Annotated in this window: 18 protein-coding genes and 1 pseudogene; all 19 read right to left on the bottom strand. The window is 73.6% G+C overall.

Annotated features, from left to right (window positions below; all coding sequences use genetic code 11):
- A pseudogene (locus tag B1H55_RS07815) lies at positions 1 to 189 on the bottom strand (hypothetical protein); the annotation flags it as partial.
- Between the two features lie 121 nt (positions 190 to 310).
- On the bottom strand, positions 311 to 949 hold the full coding sequence (locus B1H55_RS07820; protein WP_073453262.1) for a DivIVA domain-containing protein: 639 nt from the start codon (positions 947 to 949) through the stop codon (positions 311 to 313).
- A 198-nt stretch (positions 950 to 1,147) separates the two neighbouring features.
- On the bottom strand, positions 1,148 to 1,447 hold the full coding sequence (locus B1H55_RS07825) for a YggT family protein (protein ID WP_370427860.1): 300 nt from the start codon (positions 1,445 to 1,447) through the stop codon (positions 1,148 to 1,150).
- 15 nt (positions 1,448 to 1,462) lie between these two features.
- Positions 1,463 to 1,915: a cell division protein SepF gene (locus B1H55_RS07830; RefSeq protein ID WP_073453258.1), complete on the bottom strand. Its 453-nt coding sequence runs from the start codon at positions 1,913 to 1,915 to the stop codon at positions 1,463 to 1,465.
- A gap of 158 nt (positions 1,916 to 2,073) precedes the next feature.
- Positions 2,074 to 2,856 carry a purine nucleoside phosphorylase YfiH/LACC1 family protein gene (locus tag B1H55_RS07835; RefSeq protein WP_077240317.1) on the bottom strand — a complete coding sequence of 261 codons (783 nt, stop codon included), beginning with the start codon at positions 2,854 to 2,856 and terminating at the stop codon, positions 2,074 to 2,076.
- A 14-nt stretch (positions 2,857 to 2,870) separates the two neighbouring features.
- Positions 2,871 to 4,193 (bottom strand): cell division protein FtsZ, encoded by a 1,323-nt coding sequence (gene ftsZ / locus B1H55_RS07840; protein WP_073453254.1) that lies wholly within the window; start codon positions 4,191 to 4,193, stop codon positions 2,871 to 2,873.
- 156 nt (positions 4,194 to 4,349) lie between these two features.
- Positions 4,350 to 5,318: a cell division protein FtsQ/DivIB gene (locus tag B1H55_RS07845; protein ID WP_077240318.1), complete on the bottom strand. Its 969-nt coding sequence runs from the start codon at positions 5,316 to 5,318 to the stop codon at positions 4,350 to 4,352.
- Positions 5,318 to 6,817 carry a UDP-N-acetylmuramate--L-alanine ligase gene (gene murC, locus B1H55_RS07850; RefSeq protein WP_073453252.1) on the bottom strand — a complete coding sequence of 500 codons (1,500 nt, stop codon included), beginning with the start codon at positions 6,815 to 6,817 and terminating at the stop codon, positions 5,318 to 5,320. The genes B1H55_RS07845 and murC overlap by 1 nt, the downstream gene beginning before the upstream one ends.
- Complete coding sequence (locus B1H55_RS07855) at positions 6,814 to 8,028, bottom strand: UDP-N-acetylglucosamine--N-acetylmuramyl-(pentapeptide) pyrophosphoryl-undecaprenol N-acetylglucosamine transferase (RefSeq protein WP_073453249.1); 1,215 nt, start codon at positions 8,026 to 8,028, stop codon at positions 6,814 to 6,816. Before B1H55_RS07855 ends, murC begins: the two co-directional genes overlap by 4 nt.
- Positions 8,021 to 9,433: a peptidoglycan glycosyltransferase FtsW gene (locus B1H55_RS07860; protein WP_077240319.1), complete on the bottom strand. Its 1,413-nt coding sequence runs from the start codon at positions 9,431 to 9,433 to the stop codon at positions 8,021 to 8,023. The genes B1H55_RS07855 and B1H55_RS07860 overlap by 8 nt, the downstream gene beginning before the upstream one ends.
- Positions 9,430 to 10,914, bottom strand: coding sequence for a UDP-N-acetylmuramoyl-L-alanine--D-glutamate ligase (murD, locus tag B1H55_RS07865; protein ID WP_077240320.1), 1,485 nt, complete (start codon positions 10,912 to 10,914; stop codon positions 9,430 to 9,432). Before murD ends, B1H55_RS07860 begins: the two co-directional genes overlap by 4 nt.
- 74 nt (positions 10,915 to 10,988) lie before the next feature.
- A complete protein-coding gene (mraY, locus tag B1H55_RS07870; RefSeq protein ID WP_073453245.1) occupies positions 10,989 to 12,131 on the bottom strand; it encodes a phospho-N-acetylmuramoyl-pentapeptide-transferase in 1,143 nt (380 codons plus the stop codon).
- On the bottom strand, positions 12,128 to 13,618 hold the full coding sequence (locus B1H55_RS07875; RefSeq protein WP_073453243.1) for a UDP-N-acetylmuramoyl-tripeptide--D-alanyl-D-alanine ligase: 1,491 nt from the start codon (positions 13,616 to 13,618) through the stop codon (positions 12,128 to 12,130). Before B1H55_RS07875 ends, mraY begins: the two co-directional genes overlap by 4 nt.
- Positions 13,603 to 15,210 (bottom strand): UDP-N-acetylmuramoyl-L-alanyl-D-glutamate--2,6-diaminopimelate ligase, encoded by a 1,608-nt coding sequence (locus B1H55_RS07880; RefSeq protein ID WP_077240321.1) that lies wholly within the window; start codon positions 15,208 to 15,210, stop codon positions 13,603 to 13,605. Before B1H55_RS07880 ends, B1H55_RS07875 begins: the two co-directional genes overlap by 16 nt.
- A 216-nt stretch (positions 15,211 to 15,426) precedes the next feature.
- Positions 15,427 to 17,247, bottom strand: a complete 1,821-nt coding sequence (locus B1H55_RS07885) for a peptidoglycan D,D-transpeptidase FtsI family protein (RefSeq protein WP_073453239.1) — start codon at positions 17,245 to 17,247, stop codon at positions 15,427 to 15,429.
- A 6-nt stretch (positions 17,248 to 17,253) separates the two neighbouring features.
- A complete protein-coding gene (gene ftsL, locus B1H55_RS07890; protein ID WP_077240322.1) occupies positions 17,254 to 17,778 on the bottom strand; it encodes a cell division protein FtsL in 525 nt (174 codons plus the stop codon).
- Positions 17,775 to 18,857 (bottom strand): 16S rRNA (cytosine(1402)-N(4))-methyltransferase RsmH, encoded by a 1,083-nt coding sequence (gene rsmH, locus B1H55_RS07895; protein ID WP_073453235.1) that lies wholly within the window; start codon positions 18,855 to 18,857, stop codon positions 17,775 to 17,777. The genes ftsL and rsmH overlap by 4 nt, the downstream gene beginning before the upstream one ends.
- A 165-nt stretch (positions 18,858 to 19,022) precedes the next feature.
- Positions 19,023 to 19,454 carry a division/cell wall cluster transcriptional repressor MraZ gene (gene mraZ, locus B1H55_RS07900; RefSeq protein WP_017176957.1) on the bottom strand — a complete coding sequence of 144 codons (432 nt, stop codon included), beginning with the start codon at positions 19,452 to 19,454 and terminating at the stop codon, positions 19,023 to 19,025.
- A 356-nt stretch (positions 19,455 to 19,810) separates the two neighbouring features.
- Positions 19,811 to 20,200 (bottom strand): DUF3040 domain-containing protein, encoded by a 390-nt coding sequence (locus B1H55_RS07905; protein ID WP_073453233.1) that lies wholly within the window; start codon positions 20,198 to 20,200, stop codon positions 19,811 to 19,813.
- Between the last annotated feature and the right edge of the window lie 102 nt (positions 20,201 to 20,302).

The following is a 20,302-nucleotide window of genomic DNA, read 5'->3' on the forward strand; positions in this document are numbered from 1 at the left end:
GGGCGCCCCGCCGTGGGCGGCGGCGCCCTGGGGCTCGGGCCCGTCCGGAGCGGCGGGGACGGTGCTCCCCGTGGGGCCGCCGGGCGCGGTGGCCGGGGACGGGGAGGAGGCACTGGCGGCGCCGGCGGGCACGGCGCCCGGGTCGGCCGCGGTGGCGAGGCGGATCTGGGGGATGTCGTCGTCGGTCATGGGTTCTTCCCGGGGTCAGCTCGGTGCACGCCCATGCGTCGAGGGCGGCCACCCTCGCGGGGTTGCCGCCCTCGACGATGGGCTGCGGTGCCGGCGCGCGGGGCGCCGGGCTCCGGGCCGATCAGATGTGGCCGGCCTCGGTGCTGGAGCCCTCCTCGACGTTGGTGAGGAGGTTGGTGAGGTAGCTCTTGAGGCGGGTCCGGTAGTCGGACTCGAATCGGCGCAGCTCGTCGATCTTGTGCTCCAGGCCGGAGCGCTCCTTCTCGAGCTGGGCGAGGGTGCGGTTGCGCTGGTCCTCGGCGTCGCGAACGATCTGCTCGCCGGTGGCGCGGGCCTCGGCGACGATGCGCTCGCCCTCCGCCTTGCCGTTGGACACGTGCTCGTCGTGCAGGCGCTGGGCGAGTTCGAGCATGCCGGAAGCGGCGCCGGGCTCGTCCCCGTTGCCACCCATGGCGGACATGGCCGGCAGTGCCGGGGAAGCGCTGGGGGCGGAGACCGCCGGGGGCTCGTTGACGACCGGAGCGGCAGCCACGACAGGGGCGGCGCCGGTGCTCGCGGGAGCGGCCTGGGAGAGCTCCTCGATGCGGCGGTTGGCGGCGTCGAGCTTCGCCTTGAGCTCGACGTTCTCTGCCTCGAGCTGGCGCATCGCCTCGACGACCTCGTCAAGGAACTCGTCGACCTCGTCCTGCTCGTAACCCTCGCGGAACTTCGTCGCCTGGAACTTCTTGTTGAGGACGTCGTCTGCTGTCAGCAGCGTCATATCGTCACCTCGGTGTCGTTACGGACATTGTCACAAGCACCGGATCACCGGTGACTCACGCTGACTACAGTACCTGAACTGACCGCGCGCGGGGCCGGAGAGGGATGCGAATCACGCTGTCCTCATCACACCCGAACCGGACGGATCCCCTTGCCAGGAGTGGGAAGAAGCAGGTCATCGGCGCTCGTGAGCGCCCCCTCACAGTAGCCTGTCGATGAGATCCAAGAGGTACTGGACGATCATGATGCCGAACCAGAGCGCCAGGAAGCTCAGGTCGATGCCGAAGGAGCCCAGGCTGAGAGCGGGGATGCGCCGCCGGAGGAAGCGCAGCGGGGGATCGGTCAGGGAGTACACGATGTTGGCGAGCACGAGCACCGGGCCGGTGGGCCTCCACGACCTGGCGAAGACGGTCACCAGGTCGAGCACCACCCTGATCACGAGGATGAGGATGTAGATGCTCAGCAGGCTCTGGATGATCGAGATGATCGCGTGCGGCACTTCCACCCCTGCGGCTCAGCTCTGGTTGAAGAAGCGGCCGTGCTCCTCGGCCTCGCCGTCGTCGATCTCGACGCTCGCCGGGGTGAGCAGGAAAACACGGGGGGTGATGGGCTCGATGGCGCCGCGCAGGCCGTGCACGAGCCCGGCGGAGAAGTCCACCATCCGGCGGGCCTCGGCCTCGCTCATGCCGGTGAGGTTGATGATGACCGGCGCACCGTCGCGGAAGGCCTCGCCGATGACGCGGGCCTCGTTGTAGGTGGAGGGGTGCACGGTGACGATGCGGCGCAGATCGGGCACGGAGACCGGCTCCAGGGAGGTCTCGTAGGCGCTCGAGGCGGGGGGCTCGGGATCGGCCTCCTCGACGACCTGGTCGAAGACGGGCGCGTAGACCTCCTCGTCCTCCGCGTAGAGGTCCTGCTCGGGCTCGGTGTACCCGAGGAATGTCGACATCTTGCGCAGTGCGCTCATGGCTGGCTCCTTCTCCGTTGGCTCCCCCGGGCGCCCCCTGGCTTCCCCTGGCCTCCCGGTGTGGGCGACGTTATCGGTCATCGGAGCGCGCATCGGTGATTGGGCGCGGCGTGTCCTCAGGGCAACAACCAGGCAATACCGCCACGATCAGGCAATTCTCAGATTGTTGTCAGGACGATACCAGCCAGGCGCCCGGTGGCGCCCTCGCGGCGGTAGGAGAAGAAGCGCCCATCCTCGGCGGTGCACCAGTCCCCCGGCGCGATCCGCTCGACGCCGGAGCGCTGGAGCTGGGCGATGACGCCGGCGGCGACGTCGAGGCCGGGGGTCCCCCAGGAGGTGGTGGCGGCGCAGGCCGGCTCCACGGCGGCGGCCTCGTCGCGCATGGCCTCGGGGACCTCGTAGCACCGCCCGCAGATGCGGGGCCCGATGGCCGCGCTGATCCCCGGGGGATCGGCCCCGAGCCGCGCCATCTCCTCGACAGCCCTGAGCACGACCCCGTCGAGCATGCCCTTCCTGCCCGCGTGGACCGCCGCCACCAAGCGCCCGTCGGCGGAGGCGAGCAGGAGCGGCACGCAGTCGGCGACCAGCACGCCCGCCCCTCGCAGGGGACGGGGGCGGGGTCCCTCGGCGCGCGCGTCGAGGACGAGGGCGTCGGCGGTCGGGGCGCTCCCCCGCCGGGCATGGGCGACGACGTCGGAATGGACCTGGTTCATCCAGGCGATATCCCCGTCCCCCAGGCCCACGGCCTCCTCCAGCCAGGCGCGGCAGGCGGCCACATGCGCGGGGTCGTCCCCGACATGGGCGGCGAGGTTGAGCCCGGTGCAGTGGGCGTGGCGCTCGTCGGCCGGGCCGGGCAGGCGCGATGCCCCCGCGCCGCGGGTGGTGAAGTACCCGCGGGCGCGGGGGCCCAGGTCGGCCTCGAGGAGGCCGGGGACGGTCATGCCGCTGTCCGCGCTCAGCGCAGGAAGTCGGGCAGGTCGATGGTGTCCTCCGCGTCGGCGCCCAGCATCGGGGGCACCGCGAGCTCCACGGGCGGCTGCTCGGCGTCGGCGTCCACGAACACGGGGACGGAGCCGGTGTTGTCCGAGGGCGAGACGGGCACGGAGGCGGGGCGCTCCCGCGCGGCGGGCTCCGGAAGGGGCGGGACCGCTGCGGGGGCGGAGGCGGCCGCGGAGGCGGACGCGGCCACCGGCGGCTGCGGGACCGGGGTGGTCACCGGAGCCGGGTCGGCCGCGTGGGAGGCACTGCGGGGCTCGACGGTGCGGGTGGCCGGCTGGGCCGAGTGACGGGCGCTCTTCTGGGACGCCGCGCGGTCGAGGCCCGCGGGGACGGGCTCCTCGTCGAAGCCCGCCGCGATGACGGTGACTCGGACCTCGTCGCCCAGGGCACCGTCGACCACGTTGCCGAAGATGATGTTGGCCTCGGGGTGCACGGACTCGCGCACGAGGTTCGCGGCCTCGGAGATCTCGAAGAGGCCGAGGTCGGAGCCGCCCTGGAAGAAGATGAGCACGCCGTGGGCGCCGTCGATGGAGGACTCCAGCAGCGGGGAGGCGATCGCCTGCTCGGTGGCGGCCAGCGCGCGGCCCTCGCCGGTGGCCGAGCCGATGCCCATGAGAGCGCTGCCGGCGTTCTGCATGACGGACTTGACGTCGTTGAAGTCGACGTTGATGAGGCCGGGGGTCGTGATGAGCTCGGTAATGCCCTGGACACCTTGGAGCAGGACCTGATCGGCCTGCTTGAAGGCGTCGACCACGGAGATGTTGCGATCCGCGATCTGCAGGAGGCGGTCGTTGGGGATGACGATGAGGGTGTCGACCTCGGCGCGGAGCTTGTTGACGCCCTCCTCGGCCTGGGCGGCGCGGCGACGGCCCTCGAAGGAGAAGGGGCGGGTAACCACACCGATCGTCAGGGCGCCGAGCTCGTGGGCGACGCGCGCCACGACGGGTGCGGCGCCCGTGCCGGTGCCGCCGCCCTCACCGGCGGTCACGAAGACCATGTCCGCGCCCTCGAGGGCCTCGCGGATCTCCTCCTCGTGGTCCTCGGCGGCCTTGCGGCCGATCGACGGATCCGCCCCGGCGCCGAGACCGCGGGTCAGGTCCCGGCCGACGTCGAGCTTCGTGTCCGCGTCGGACATGATGAGGGCCTGGGCATCGGTATTGACCGCCAGGAACTCCACGCCGCGCAAGTCGGCCTCGATCATGCGGTTGACGGCGTTGACTCCGCCACCGCCGACGCCCACGACCTTGATGATCGCCTGGTAGTGCTGGGACTCCACCACTGTCTGCCTCCGCGCTCGTGCGAGCCCTCCGGGCTCCCCTCGACCCTCAACCTCATGTTGAGGTTTATACTTATGTCATTCTTGCGATGACAAGGGCAACGCTATGGGTCCGCAGCAGCACCGGCCCGGATTTTCCTCGGCGTGTCAGACGCGCGCTCAGCGGGTCGTCGGGTTGTGCGGCGCGGAGACGTCGTAGACGCCGGCCGAGGTGGTCAGCAGGGTGGTCAGGACCTGCGCCTTGAGGGCGTTCTGGGAGCCATCGCCCCACACCACGCTCGCCCCGTTGGCGAGTGAGAGCGAGACCTGGCCGGTGGTGGAGATCGTCGCCTGGGAGACCTGCTGGCGAGTCGTCCCATCGAGGCTGCCCATGACGGCCGTCATCGTGGCCACCTGCGCGGCATTGAGCGGTGGGGCGCCGCCCTCCTCCGCCCCGTCCGCGGCCAGGCGCGCCAGGCCGGCCGGCGCCTCGGCCGCGGTCTCGAGGACGACGGCCTCCGAGTCGAGCACGGCGTAGCCCCCATCGGTCTCCTGGACGGCCACCGGGCTCCTCAGCTCCAGTGACACGGTCAGGCCGTGGGGCCAGGAGCGGGTCACTGCGGCCGAGCGCACACGGACCAGGCCGCCGGCGACCTCGTCGCCGAGTCGATCGACGTCGAGGCGCACCAGGGACTCCCCCTCGTGGGGGGCGAGCGCGTCTCGCACCGCATCGGCATCGACGGCGCCATCGGCGCCTTCGAGCCCCTGCACGGTGATGTCGGCCGGGCGCAGGGCCAGGAGCGGGGAGTAGAGGACCCCCCAGGCGATCGCGGCGCCGACGAGGAGGACGACGACGATCCCCGTCAGGCGCCGCAGCCTCAGGGAGCGGGCCGCCCGGCGCCGCTCGGCCAGGCGATCGGTGAGCCCGGTGGAGACGACGGAGGAGGCGGCGTAATCGCGAAGGCGCCCCGGGGAACCGGGCTCGGCCCTGGCGGCGAGGCCCGTGGCGGTGGCGCCGGGCGCCGCGGTGGAGGATCCCGCGGGATCGGGCCCATCGGGGCGGGCCTGTTCGGGAGCCCCCTCGACGGCCCTGCCGGCGTCGGCTGGCTTAGTGGACTCGTGCGGGCGCGGGGCGCGGGGCCTCCTCATCAGCGTCCCCGGCCCTCGCCGTCGGAGGCGGCCGAGGAGGCGAGATCGGCGAGGATCACCTCGGCCAGCGCGGTGACGTCCCCGGCCCCCACGGTCAGGAGCAGGTCGCCGGGACGGGCCAGCGAGGCGATGGTGTGGGCGGCCTCGAGGCGGTCGGGCACGAAACGGGCCCGGCCGCCGGGGACCCGGGAGGCGATCGTCCCGCCGTTCACGCCGGGGAAGTCCTCCCGGGCCTCGCGGGCGGGGTAGACGTCCGCGATGACGGCGGCGTCGGCCTTGGCCAGGGCGGCGCCGAAACGGGGGGCGAAGGCGGCGGTGCGGGAGAAGAGATGGGGCTGGAACAGGACGAGCAGGCGGCCGCCGCGCGCGGTGGCGACCCCGCGGGCGGTGGCCAGCAGGGCCTCGAGCTCAGTGGGGTGGTGCGCGTAGTCGTCCACCACGCGCACTCCCCCGGCCTCGCCGCGGTCCTCGAAGCGGCGCCCGGTGCCGCCGAAAGCGCCCAGGGCCTCGGCCATCTCCCGGCCCGTGACCCCCAGCTCGATGCCGGCGGTCCAGGCGCCGGCGGCGTCGAGGGCCACATGGTCGCCAGGGACCCGCAGGACGAGCGCAACCCGCTCCCGCGCGCCATCGGGGGTGGCGCGGGTGAGCTCGGCGGCGGTGGATCCCGCTTCCCTGCCGGTGATCCGCAGGCGGGTATGGGCCTCGTGGCTCGGGCCGAGGAAGGCCGGCTCGGCGGTGCCGAAGGTGGCCACGCGCAGTCCCTCGGCGACGGCGGAGTCGGCCAGGCGGGCGGCTCCCGGGTCGTCGGCGCAGACCACGAGCAGTCCGCCGGGGACGAGGCGCCGGGCGAAGTCGACGAAGGCGGCCTCGAAGGCCTCGGGCGTGCCGTAGTTGTCGAGGTGGTCCGGCTCGACGTTCGTCACCAGGGCGATGCGCGGGGCGTAGTTGAGGAAGGAGCGGTCCGACTCGTCGGCCTCGGCCACGAAGGCGCGACCGGAGCCCAGATGCGCGCCGGTGCCCAGGGCTCGGACCACGCCGCCGATCGCGAAGGAGGGGTCCGCCCCCGCCTCGGTGAGCGCCTCGGCGAGCATCCCGGAGGTGGTGGTCTTGCCGTGGGCGCCGGCCACGGCGACGAAATCGCGGCCCTGCGCGGCCAGGGCCAGGGCCTGGGAGCGGTGCAGGACCTCCTGGCCGCGCCGGCGGGCCGCGGCCAACTCGGGGTTGGTCTCCTTGATGGCAGTGGAGACGACGACCGTCGCGTCGGGCGGGACGTTGCCGGCGGCGTGGCCGATGACCACGCCGATCCCGGCCGCGGCGAGACGGTCGAAGGCCTCGCCCCCATTGGCGTCGGAGCCGGTGACCGTGGCGCCGCGCTCGACGAGGAGCTGGGCGACGACGCTCATGCCCGCGCCGCCCACGCCCACGAGGTGGAAGACCCGGCCCTCCAGGCCGGCGGGCCCGGAGGTCCCCGGATGACTGGACTGCTCGCTGGTGCTCACTTCTTCTTCCCTTCGGCATCGGCACGGCTGGTCGCTGCGGCGCGGATGAGGGCGCCGAGCCGGGCGGCACCGTCGCGCACGCCCACGCCGGAGGCGGCCCGCGCCATGGCGGCGCGCTGCTCGGCGTCGGCGATGACACCGGTGAAGGAGAGCAGGGCGCCGGCGTCGAGCTCGGCGTCGGGGACGATCCGCCCTCCCCCGGCGCTCACGCAGTCGGCGGCGTTGAGGCGCTGCTCGCCGTTGCCGATGGGCAGGGGGACGTAGAGGGCGGGCAGGCCCAGCGCCGTCAGCTCGGCCACGGTCCCGGCGCCGGAGCGGCACACGACGCCGTCGGCGCAGGCGTAGGCCTGCTCCATGGTGGTCAGGTAGTCCAGGACCCGGTAGCGATCGGGCAGGGACGGGTACCGCCCGGCGGCCGCCGTCAGGGCCTCGCGGACGGGGGCGTCCTTGCCCTTGCCGGTGAGGTGGAGGACCTGGAGCTCCTCGGGCAGCCGGGTCATCGCGGTGGCGAGGACCTCGTTGAGGCGCTGGGCGCCGAGCGATCCCCCGGTGACGAGCAGGGTCGGGCGATCGGGATCGAGGCCGAGGGCCGATGCGGCCTCGCGCCTGGCGGCAGTGGAGCCGGCGGCGGTGGACCGGGCCTCGACGAGGCCGGCGATGGCGGGGCGCAGGGGCAGTCCGGTCATCCGGGTGGAGCCCTTGGCGGCCTTGAGGGGGGTGGAGGCGAAGGTCAGCGCCACGGCTCGGGCCCAGCGGGCGCCGAGCCTGTTGGCCAGGCCGGGGCGGGCGTTCTGCTCGTGGATGACGATGGGCGCGCCGGCGCGGCGGGCGGCGAGGTAGGCGGGAGTGGCGACGTAGCCGCCGAAGCCCACGACGACGTCGGCCTCCACCCGCCCGATCGCCTCGCGCGCTGCGCGCACGGCCGAGCGCAGGTTGCCGGGCAGCCGGAGCAGGTCAGGGCTCGGCCTGCGGGGCAGGGGCACGCGGGGGATGAAGGCGAGCTCGTGGCCGGCCTCCGGCACGAGGCGCGCCTCCAAGCCCTGGCGGGTGCCGAGCACGAGGATCCGGACGCCCGGGTCTCCGCCCAGGGCCGGGTCCGTCAGCGCGGCGGCGGTGGCCAGGAGGGGGTTGACGTGGCCGGCGGTGCCTCCCCCGGCGAGGAGGACGCGCAGGGGGCGCGAGGGGGCGTCATCGGGGCGGGTGTCAGGCACGGTTCCTCCTGCGGGTCGAGATCACCGCAAGCGTACGGCGCACAGCGCCGGGCCGTGATCTCAGGGCCTGCTGGGCGCCCGGCTCCCTCCTGGCGAAGGACAGGGCTATCCCGATGGCGAGCAGCACGGATATGAGCGCGCTGCCGCCCTGTGAGATGAGCGGCAGGGGGACGCCGAGCACCGGCAGGAGGTTGGTCACCACCGCCATGTTGATGATGGCCTGGCCGATGATCCACACCATGATGCCGCCGACGACGACGCCCGCGTACAGGGAGTTGGAGCGCCGGATGATCCGGGCCAGGGCCCAGCCCAGGATCGCGAACAGGACGATGACGAGCAGCGTCCCGACCAGGCCCAGCTCCTCTCCGAGGACCGCGTAGGCGTAGTCGGACTCCGCCTGGGTGAGGTAACCCCATTTCTGGCGCGACGATCCCGGGCCCACGCCCTGCCAGCCGCCGGTGGCCAGGGCCCAGCGGGCGTGCTTGGGCTGGTAGCCGATGTCCAGAGGGTCATCGCGGTCGGGGTGGAGCCACACCAGGATGCGCGTGCGCCGGTTGAGGGAGATGACCGAGGCGAAGACGAACATGGCCGCCCCGACAGCCCCGAAGGTGATGAACCAGCGCTTGGCCAGGCCGGCCATCCAGCCCGCGCCCGCCAGCAGGATCCCCAGGATGATGACGGTGCCCAGGTCCCCGCCGCCCATGACCAGGGCGATGGCGGCCAGCGGGAGCAGGGCTGCCGCGGCCTTGACCAGCCAGTGCAGGCTCTCCCAGCGCCCCTCCGCGAACCAGCGCGCGACGATGAGGCCCATGTACAGGCTCAGCCCCACCTTGATGAACTCCGAGGGCTGGGCGGTGCCGATGCCGGGGACCTCAACCCAGTTGCAGTTGCCGCCGGTGCAGGTCCCCAGTGGGGTGAAGACGAGGGACTGGAGCGCGGTGGCGCCCGCGAGGACGGGGATCGCCAGGTTGCGCAGCGCTCGCTCGGAGAGCAGCGACATGCCCCACATGCCGATGAGGCCGACCCCGGCGAAGATGAGGTACTTGGAGAAGTCGACGACGGCGTCGCGCCCGCGGGCGGCGGACACCACCTGCTGAACGGAGAAGACCGTCATGAGGCCGATGGTCATCAGCAGGACGGTGGCCAGCAGCAGCGCGTAGAAGCTCAGCAGGCTCGTGTCGGCGTCCCGGGGGCCGTCGGGACCCCCGACCCGCCTGGCGGCGCGGCGCAGGGCGCGGCCGACGGGACCGGGCCGGTGCTGGGGCGCGGCGGCGGGAGTCGTCTCGGCATCGCGCCCGGAGGACGGGCCCTCCCCCGGGGCGGGGATGACGGGCGGCCGGGAACGGTGTCCGCGCGCACGACCGCTGGGGCCCGTGCGCGCGGGCCGACGTTGCTGGGCGCTCATGACCGCCCATCATCCCCGTTCTCGACGCTCGCGGCGCGGTGGCGCGCCGCGTCGGCGAAGAGGTCGCCGCGCTCGGCGTAGGAGGCGAACTGGTCCCAGGAGGCGCAGGCCGGGGCGAGCATGACGGTGTCCCCCGGCCGCGCCATGGCGGCCGAGGCGGCCACGGCGCCCTCGATGACCTCGCGGGGAGCGCCGTCGGGGACGCGGGTGACGGGCAGGTCGGGCGCCTGGGCGGCCAGGGCCTCGGACATCGCGGACTGGTCGCGCCCGATGAGGACGACGCCGCGCAGGGCGGGGGCGACGGCGCGCACGAGCTCGTGGAAGGTGGCGCCCTTGGTGTCCCCGCCGGCGATCCACACGCCGGTGCCGGCGGGCAGCCCGGCGAGAGCGGCCCGCGCGGAGTGCGGGTTGGTGGCCTTGGAGTCGTCCACCCAGGCGACGCCACCCGCCTCGGCGACTGTGACGATGCGGTGGGCGCCGGGGGCGAAGGCGCGCAGTCCCGCGGCCACGGCCTCGGGTCCGACGCCGGGAAGGCCCGAGCCCAGGGCGAGGGCGGCTGCGGCCAGGGCGTCGGCGACGATGTGAGCCGGGAGGCGGTCGGCGCTCCCACCGGGTGCCAGATGGGCGAGGTCGTCGAGGGCGGCGATCTCGCGGCCCTCGGCGTGGCGGGCCGGATGCAGGGCGCGGTCGATGAGGAGGTCCTCGACGAGGCCGACCTGCCCCAGGGCGGGAGCGGCCAGCGTGAAGCCGACGGCGAGGCAGCCCTCGATGACATCGGCGTCGGCGACCATGTCGCGGGTGGCCCCGTCCTGGCAGTTGTACACGGCGGCGCGCTGGGCGCGGGCGTAGACGCGCGCCTTGTCCGCGGCGTAGGCCTCGGGCCCGCCGTGCCAGTCGAGGTGGTCGGCGGCCACGTTGAGGCAGGCCGCGGACACCGGCGAGAGGGTGCGGGTGGTGTGGAGCTGGAAGCTGGAGAGCTCGACGGCCAGCGCGTCGGCCTTCCCGGCCAGGACGGTGGAGATGACCGGGTCGCCGATATTGCCGACGGCCGGGGCGGTGAGACCGGCGGCGGTGAGGATGGCCGAGAGCATGCCGACCGTCGTGGTCTTGCCATCGGTGCCGGTGACGGCGAGCCAGGGGGCGCCCGGGCGCGCCGCGGCGCGCTGGAGGCGCCAGGCGAGCTCGATCTCGGACCAGGTCTCGATGCCGGCGGCCTGGGCGGCGGCGAGGATCGGCCCGGTGGCGGGCACTCCCGGGGAGACCACGAGCAGGCGCAGGTCGGAGGCTGCCAGGGCGGCGGCGATCTCCTCGGGGCTGCCCGCCATGCGCGAGGCGACCGGGGCGGCGAGGGCCTCGACGGCCTCGGCGCGGCCGTCGTAGGCGTGGACCTCGGCGCCCAGGGTCGTCAGCGCGTCGACGACGGCGGCCCCGGTCCTGCCCAGGCCCACCACTCCGACGCGTGCACCGGACATCTCATTCATCGAGGGACTTCCATTCCTTGTGTGGGTTGGGGGGCACGGGCGCCGGGGCCGCGCTGATCCGGGGCCGGCGGGGGTCAGGAGACGAGGAACTCGGCGTAGAACAGGCCCAGGCCCGCCACCACGCACAGGCCCGCGACGATCCAGAAGCGGATGACGACATTGACCTCCGTCCAGCCGCCGAGCTCGAAGTGGTGGTGCAGGGGCGCCATGCGGAAGATGCGCTTGCCCGTGGACTTGAAGGAGACGACCTGGAGGATCACGGAGATGACCTCCGCCAGGAACAGGCCTCCCAGGATGACGGCGAGGAACTCGGTGCGCGACAGGATGGACAGCCCGGCGACCGCCCCGCCCAGGGCGAGGGAGCCGGTGTCCCCCATGAAGATCTTGGCCGGGGAGGCGTTCCACCACAGGAACCCGAAGCAGGCGCTCATGAGGGCCGCGGCGATCATGGCGAGATCGCGGGGGTCCCGGACCTGGTAGCAGGTGTTGACCACGATGTCCGGGTGCCCGTAGACGCAGGACTGGTTGGACTGCCAGACGCTCACGAGGGTGTAGGCGCCGAAGACCATCGCGGAGGCGCCCGCGGCGAGGCCGTCGAGGCCGTCGGTGAGGTTGACGGCGTTGGACCACGCGGTGATGAGGAAGTTCGACCACAGGACGAACAGCAGGAGGGCGACGGCCGCCCCCACCAGGGTCAGGCCGGTGACGCCGCCGAGGCTGAAGGAGCCGCCCCCACCGCGCAGGAAGGCCATGTCGATGAGGGAGTCGCGGGCGAAGGAGATGCGGGTGGAGGCGGGGGTCAGGCCGTTGCGGTCGGCGAAGAGGAGGCCGGCCACGGAGAAGGCGATCCCGATGACCGCCTGGCCGAGCATCTTCTGCCAGGGGGTCAGGCCCAGGGACCTCTGCCGGGAGATCTTCTCGAAGTCGTCGAGGAAGCCGATGAGCCCCAGCCCGACGATGAGGAAGAGCAGGAGGATCCCGCTGGCCCGCGGCGTGCGGAGTTCGACGAGGTTGGCCGCGGCGTAGCCCAGGACGAGGGCGATGATGATGACGAGGCCCCCCATCGTGGGGGTGCCGCGCTTGATGAAGTGCCCCTCGGGGCCGTCGTCCCGGATGAACTGCCCGTAGTGGCGCCGCTCCAGGAACTTGATGAGGGCGGGTGTGCCCAGGAGGGAGACGAGCAGGGAGACGGCGGAGGAGACGAGGATGGCGGTCATCGGGCGTCCTTTCCATCACGTCCGTCAGTCGCGTCGTGGCCGGCGGCCAGGTGATCGGCCACGCGCCAGGCGCCCGACCCGTGCGAGCCCTTGACGAGGACCGCGTCCCCGGGGGCGAGGAGCGAGGGGATGCGGGCGATGGCGTCGTCGGCGTCGGGGGTCTCGACGACCTCCACGCCACGCCGGCGGGCGGTCTCGGCCGCGGGTGCCGCGCCCGCCCCGATGGTGACCAGGAGGGCGGCGCCCGCACCGGCGACGAGCGCCCCTGCGGTGGCGTGATCCGCGGCGGAGGTCTCGCCGAGCTCGAGCATCTCCGAGATGACGACGACGCGGCGGCGGCCCCCGGCCAGCGCGGGCAGGGAGGCGAGTGAGGCGGTCATCGAGTCGATGTTGGCGTTGTAGGAGTCGTCGATGAGACGGCCGCCTCCGGGCAGGTCGGACACCGCCATGCGGTGGGGGCTCTCCAGGCCCGCGGAGGCGATGGCATCCAGGAGGGCCTCGGGGCCGACGCCCGCGGCGAGGGCCAGGCCGAGGGCGGCCAGGGCGTTGGCGACGTTGTGGGCGCCGGGCAGTCCCAGGCGCACGCGGCGGGGCCCGGCGCCCGGCAGGTGGATGTCGGCGACGGCGTGGGCGGCCTCGTCGAGCTCCACGCCGGTGGCGCGCAGGTCCGCGCGCTCGTCGCCGCTGGCGGAGAAGGTGAGGACCCTGCCCGGCGCGAGGGCGCGCATGGCGGCGGCGCGCTCGTCGTCGAGGTTGAGGACGGCGGTGCCGTGGGGCAGCAGGCCGCGCACGATGTGGCTCTTGGCGGTGGCGACGCCCTCGATGGAGCCGAAGCCGCCCATGTGGGCGTGGCCGATCATGAGGACGGCGGCGGCGTCCAGCGGGGCGATCTCCACCAGATCCGCGATGTCATCCGGTCCGGAGGCGCCCATCTCGAGGACGAGGTAGCGGGTGGACTCGTCCGCCTCGAGGACGGTCAGGGGCAGGCCGATCTCGTTGTTGAACGAGGCGACCGGCGCGATCGTGGGCCCCTGGGCGGCCAGGAGCTGGCGGGTGAGGTCCTTGGTGGTGGTCTTGCCGACCGAGCCGGTCATCGCGACGACGGCCAGGCCCCGCTCCCCCGCACGCCGGCGCAGGTCCGCGAGGTGCCCGCGGGCGATGCGCCCGAGGGCGGCCACGGTGTCCCCCACGACGATGAGCGCCATCGCCGCTCCGGGCCCGCCGGCCTCGGCGAGGGCGGCGCGAGCCGCGGCCTCGTCGCTGACGAGGGCGGCCGCAGCACCGGCACGGGCGACGGCGGCGAGATAGTCATGGCCGTCCGCGCGCTCGCCCCTGATGGCCACGAAGAGCGCGCCCGGCCCGGTCTTCCGGGAGTCGGTGACGACGGCGGTCACGGGCGTCCCCGAGGGGGCGGCGGGCGGGACGAGGCGGCCCTCGGCCCAGGAGGCCAACTCGTCTATCGTGCGGGCGATCACGCGGCACCCCATTTCGCCTCGACGGCCTCGCGCATGACGGGGGCGTCGTTGTAGCGGATGAACTCACCGGCCGCCTCGAGGAAGGGCTCGTGACCCTTGCCGGTGACGATGACGGTGTCATCGGGGCCGCACAGCTCGACCCCGCGGCGAACGGCGTCCCCGCGCCAGGTGGTGATCTCCTCGACGTCGGCCAGGTCGGGGCGCACGGAGCGCACCCCTGTCAGGATCGCGTCGCGGATGAGCCGGGGGTCCTCACTGCGGGGATTCTCGTCGGTGATGATCAGGACGTCTGCCAGGCGCGCGGCGACCTCGCCGAGCATGGGGCGCTTGCCCTGGTCGCGGTCGCCGTCGGAGCCGAAGACGACGATGAGGCGCCCGGGGGTGATCGGGCGCACGGCGGCCAGCGCGAGCTCCATGGCGTCGGGCGTGTGGGCGAAGTCGACGATCGTCAGGCCCCGGGTGCCGTCGCGCTGGCTGATGCGCTGCATGCGGCCCGGGATGTTGTGCGCGGCGGCCAGCGCCTGGGCGGCCACGTCCGCGGGAACGCCCGCGCGGATCGCCATGACGAGCGCCAGGGCGGCGTTCTGGACGTTGACGAGCCCGGGCAGGGGGCAGCTGGCGGCGATCTCCACGCCGTCAGGCCCGTGGAGGGTGAAGGTGGTGGCCGAGTCCGTCAGGGACACGGCCGCATCGGCGACCCACCAGTCGGCGGGGGCGTTGCCGCCGTAGGCCCGCACGCGGTCCAGGGGGAGCCCGCCGGCCCGGTCGATGCGCTCGGCGAGCGAGGTGCCCCAGGAGTCATCGACGCAGACGACGGCGCGCCCGGCGCGCTCGGGGGTGAAGAGCCGGGCCTTGGCGTCGAGGTACTCCTCCATCGTGTGGTGGAAGTCGAGATGGTCGCGCTGGAGGTTGGTGAAGCCGGCGACGTCGATCCGGGTGCCGTCGAGGCGGTGCAGGACGATGGCGTGACTGGATGCCTCCAAGGAGGCGGCGCCCACGCCCTCCTCGACGCACAGCGCCATCATGCGCTGCAGGACGGGGGCCTCGACGGTGGTGCGGGGCGACTCCACGGACAGGCCGCCGGCGCGCAGCTCCACGGTGCCGGCGACCATGCAGCCGCCGAGGTGGGCGGTGAGCATGGCGTCGAGGAAGTAGGAGGTGGTCGTCTTGCCGTTCGTGCCGGTGACGGCCGTGGTGACCAGGCGGTGGGACGGCTGGTGGTAGATCTGCGCGGACAGGGGGCCCACCACGGCGCGCGGGTCGGCGCAGATGAGCACCGGGGTGCCGGGGCAGGAGCCGTGGACGATGGCGGCCCCGGCCTCATCGGTCACCACGGCGACGGCGCCGGCCTCGACGGCCTGGGCGGCGTAGTCGGCGCCGTGGGCGCGGAATCCCGGCAGGGCGACGAAGAGCTCGCCGAGGGCGATGTCGCCGGAGTCCACGGAGGCGCCGGAGACGGTCAGGGGGACGGGGCCGGTGATGACCTGGGCATCGGCGGGAGTGGCGGGGCTCAGGGAGAATCGCTGCGCGAGGTCGCTCAGAGCGAGGGGAGCGTTTCGGTGCGGGCGCAGGGCCGCGGCCGACTCGTACGCGTGGTTGCTCATAGTCCCACAATCTATCGCGCCCGAGGTCGTGCGCAGATCAGGAGAGGCGACCGGGTTCTGTGATCCCCGCGTTCTCCCATACGGGGCTCTGCGGGCGTGAGCAGGATCTCCCCTGGTCCGGGACGCCGAGGGGACGTGGGACGTCGAGGAGGCGGGGGCCCAGCGCTCATCCCCGTGGGCCTCGGCACGGACCGGGCGGGAGCGGGCGCCATCCGCTCAGCCCTGTCCCGGCGTCCCGGCCGTCCCACCCTGGTCGGGGGTGGCCTGATCCCCCTGATGGGCCTTCGCGGCCGCGATCACCGAGGGGTCGGGGGCGATGCCCAGCTTGTGGAGCGTCGCCAGGGCGATGGTGCGGAAGACCGGGGCGGCGACGACGCCCCCGTAGATGCCCGAGGGCTTGTTGACGATGACGGCGGCGGCGATGGCAGGGTCGTGGGCGGGGGTGAATCCGACGAAGGATGCCACGGTCGCATCCTCGGAGAGGATCTCCGTGGTGCCGGTCTTGCCCGCCACCAGGTAGCCGTCGATCGAGGCCTCCTCGGCGGTGCCCCCCTCCCGGGTGACGCCGACGAGCATGTCGGTGAGCGTCTTGGCGGTGGCCTCGGACACGACGCGCACGCCCTCGGGCTGGGCCTGCCGCGTGACCGTGCCGTCCGCGGCGGTCCAGGAGTCGATGACCCGGGGGGCCACGCGCACGCCCTTGTTGGCGATGGCCGCCAGGACCTGGACGGACTGGAGCGTCGTCCCGGCGATGCCCTGGCCGAACATAGTGGTGTAACGGGTGCGGTCATCCCACTCCGAGGGGGGTGTGAGCAGCCCCGCGGACTCCCCCGGCAGTTCGATGCCGCTGCGGGCGCCCCAGCCGAAGCGCTCCATGTAGGCGTAGCGGACGTCGTCGGCGACCCTCTCCCCGATCTGGACGGTGCCGACGTTGGAGGACTCGGCCAGGACCTGCGCCGTCGTGAGCTGCTCGACGCCGTGGGCGTGGGAGTCGACGAAGCTCTGGCCGTTGGCGGAGGTCCAGGAGTAGGGGACGGTCCAGGTCTCCTCGGGCGTGACCGCGCCCTCCTCCAGGGCGGTGGCGAAGGTGACGACCTTGCCGACGCTGCCTGGCTCGAAGACGGCCTCGACGCAGCGGGCCCCGCGGTCGCCCTCGGCGGAGGCGGTGGGGTCGGCGGGGTCGACGGTGCGGCTGTCCGCCATGACGAGGACCTTGCCGGTGGACGGCTCCATGACGACGCAGCAGCCCCACTCGGCGCCCTGGGCGGTGACGACCTCGTCGATGGCTTGCTGGGCGAGGACCTGGAGATCGGGGTCGAGGGTGAGGGTGACGGTGGCCCCGGGGGTCGAGGCCGTCTCGGTCACCCTCCCCGAGGGGATCTGCGTGCCGGTGCGGCCCACCTCCATGGACCCCGAGCCGTTGACGCCTGTGAGCCGCTCGTCCTGCGTGATCTCTATGCCCGCCGTGCCCTGAAGGACGCGGCCCTCGCCCTCGGCGGTCAGACCGACGACGTTGCCCGCGACGTAGCCCGCCGGGTAGGTGCGGCGCACCCGCTGGTCGGGCTCGACGCCGCGGATGCCCAGGGCCTTGATCTGGCGCCAGGTGTCCGGGGGGACGGCCTCGGCGATGACGGAGTACGTGGACTCCCCCACCATCCTGGCCCCGAGCTCGGCCGCGTCGACCCCGAGGATGGGGGCGAGCCTGTCGGCCGCGGCCGCGGGGCCGTGACCGACGACGACGGTCTCGGGCAGGCCGGTGGTGGGGTTGTCCTGCTCCACCTTGTCCTCCCACTGGGCGACGAGCAGCTGGTTGACACCGATGTCGAAGCTCACCGAGGAGGTGGCCAGGATGGTGCCATCGCGTCCGCAGATATTGCCCCGCAGGGCAACGTTCGTCCATGTCAGCGTGCGCTCGGCGCGGGCCTTCTCCGCCAGGTCCGGGCCCTGGGCCACCTGGAGCCAGGCGGTCTTGGCCGCCACGGCGGTGAAGCCGGTCAGGCCGAGGAGCTGCAGGGCGCGACGTCGGCTCGGGTTCATCGGCGGTTACTGCCCACTCGCGCCGTCACCGGCAGCACCACCGGCGTTGGGCGCGCCGCGGGCGCTCCCGGCGCCGCCCGCGCCGGGAGCGCCCGCGGCGCTGCCGCCGGTGACGGTGCCGCTGCGCAGGTCGACCACACCGGGGGCGGCGGCGGGGACCATGCCGAGCTCAACGGCGCGATCGGCCAGGGCGTCGGGCGCGGCGGCGTCGTTCACCTGTCCCCGCACGGTCTCCACGTGGTCCTCGACGACGTCGAGCTCGGTGGAGGCCTTCTGGAGCTCGTAGGCCGTGGTGGCCATCTTGGCGTTGAGCACCATCGTGGTCGCCAGGGCTCCGATGAGGATCGTGGCGATGAGCAGCACGAAGGGGATGGTGGAGCGGCCGGGCGCGATGCCGCGCACCACGCGCAGCTGGCGCTGGGGCAGCGGGGCCTCCCGGGCCCCGCCCTGGGATCGGGCTCGGGCGCTGCCCTCCCAGGTCCTCTTGGCGGGGCTGCTGGGGCGGGCCGTGGCGGCGGTTGCGGCGCTCATCGGCTCCTCCTTCCTCGATCGGTCGGTGCTCTGCGGCGGTGTGCCGGTTCAGGGGCCGGTGCAAGGGAGGCGGGGCGGGTTCGGGTGACCGCCCGCAGACGCACGGGGGCGCTGCGGGGGTTGGCGTCGAGCTCGGCCTCATCGGCCCGCTCGGCGCCCCGGGTGAGGGGCTCCAGGTAGGGGCGGTCCTCCTCGGGGATGATGGGAAGGCCCTGGGGGGCCCTGCTGGTGGAGCCGGCGGTGATCGCCTGCTTGACGATCCGGTCCTCCAGGCTCTGGTAGGACTCGACGATGAGGCGCCCGCCCGCCCTCAGGGAGTTGAGGGCCCGGGGCACGGCGCGTTCGAGGACCTCGAGCTCGGCGTTGACCGCGATCCGCAGCGCCTGGAAGGCGCGCTTGGCGGGGTGCCCGCCGGCGCGCCGGGCGGCGGCGGGGATCGCGTCGCGCACCAGCTCGGCGAGCTCGTCGGTGCGCGTCAACGGCGCGCCGCCGTCCCGCCGGGCGACGATCGCCCGGGCGATGCGCGCCGCGAAGCGCTCCTCGCCGTAGACGCGCAGGATGCGGGTGAGCTCGGCGGCATCGGCGGTGGCGAGGATCTGCGCGGCGGTGGGGCCCGAGCCCTGGTCCATGCGCATGTCCAGCGGGGCGGGACGGGCGTAGGAGAAGCCGCGCTCGGCGTCGTCGAGCTGGAGGGAGGAGACCCCGAGGTCCATGAGGACGGCGTCGACGACGCCCACGCCCTCCTCGGTGATCAGGGCGTACTCGCGCGCAACGTCCTCGACGGCGTCGTAGGTGGCCCTCACGGCGGTGAAGCGGTCCGAGAAGGGGGCGAGGCGCTCGCCGGCCAGGGCGATGGCCTGGGGGTCGCGGTCGATGCCGATGACGCGCAGGGTCTCGAAGCGCTCCAGGGCCCCCTCGCTGTGGCCGCCCATGCCGAGCGTGCAGTCGATGAGCACGGGGGTGGCGCCCCGGGCGGCCGCCTGCTCGATGGCGGGTGCCATGAGGTCGAGGCAGCGGGAGAGGAGCACCGGGGTGTGCCGCTGCGCGGCGGAACCCGCGGGGGCGGTGATCGCGCTCATCGGCGCTCCTCCTTCCTGTCGTGCTGTGGCGCTGGGGCGGCGCCGCCGGGCCGGCCGTTGATCGTCCTGCCAGGACTCCTCCCGCAGTTTCCGGCGCCGGGGAAGAGGCGTCGGATGCGGCGGCGGGCGGAGACCTCACGGGGCGATCCGGATCGGCCGATCGGGTTAGAAGAAGCCGGGGATGATCTCCTCGGCGGTGTCGGCGAAGACCTGCTCCTGAGCGCTCAGGTAGTTCTCCCAGGCGGTGGCGTCCCAGATCTCGACGCGCGACCCGGCGCCGATGACCGCCAGGTCGCGATCCAGTCCCGCGTAGGCGCGCAGGGGGGCGGGCAGCGTGATGCGGCCCTGCTTGTCGGGGATCTGGGAGTCGGCGCCGGAGAGCATGACGCGGACGTAGTCGCGCGCCTGCTTCTGCGCCAGGGGCGCCTCGCGCAGCTGGGCGTACATGCGCTCGAACTCCGCGGTGGTGAAGGCGTAGAGGCAGTGCTCCTGGCCTCGGGTCAGGACGATGCCCCCCGCCAGCTCCTCCCGGAACTTGGCCGGGAGGATGAGGCGGCCCTTGTCGTCGAGGCGAGGAGCGTGGGTGCCCAGGAACATCGGGTCCACTCCTTCCCCTCGGCGATCCAGTGGACTCCACCCTACTCCACTTCCCTCCCTTTCCAACCACCCTGACACCCACTTGTGATGGATATCCACCAATATTCGGTTGAGGAACCGCGAGATTGCGCGGTTTCACGTGGTGGAGGGAAGTGGGGCGCAAAACGGCGCCGGGCCCGTCGCCTTGGGTGGCGACGGGCCCGGCGGGCGGCTGCGGGGCGTGGATGGGACCGGATCAGGGGGGCGCGACAGCGTCCGGGGGCGGCGCGGGCGCTGCGGTGGAGGGAAGTGGAGGGGCGGGAATGCACCGGGTGGGGCGTCGGGGAGCGACGTGGAGGAGTCGATGGGGAGGCGGCTCAGCGCTCGTCGTCCTGGCGGCGCTCCCAGCGCTCGGACTGGCGCTCCATGAAGGTGGAGCGCCGCGTGCGGGCCCCGCCCTTGCCCTGGGCGTCCTTGAGCATCGGGGGGCGGCGCACCATGAGCGCGACGCCGGCGACGGCCAGGCCGAACCCGGTCACTCCGACGATGACGGAGACGAGGCCGTTGCCGTGGCCCAGCACGACGCCGGAGATGACAACGACCAGCCCGACGAGCACCAGGGCGATCCCCCAGCCGATGTTCCTCGGGGAGACGCGCGCGAGATGGCGCTCGGGATGCTGGATGGTCTCCGCGAGGGCGGGATCCTCCTCATGGAGCTGGCGCTCGAGGTCTCGCAGCACCCGCTGCTCGCGCTCCGAGAGCGACATGCCAGTCCCTCGCTTCCTGTTCGCCACTGCGCCTCGCAGCCCTGGGGAGGCGGGAGCGGGGCCGACCGGGACCGGCTCTCGGAGCCCGGCCTGAACCCCCGA

Origin of the sequence: Actinomyces denticolens (assembly GCF_002072185.1) — a bacterium.
In the GTDB taxonomy this organism is placed as follows: domain Bacteria; phylum Actinomycetota; class Actinomycetes; order Actinomycetales; family Actinomycetaceae; genus Actinomyces; species Actinomyces denticolens.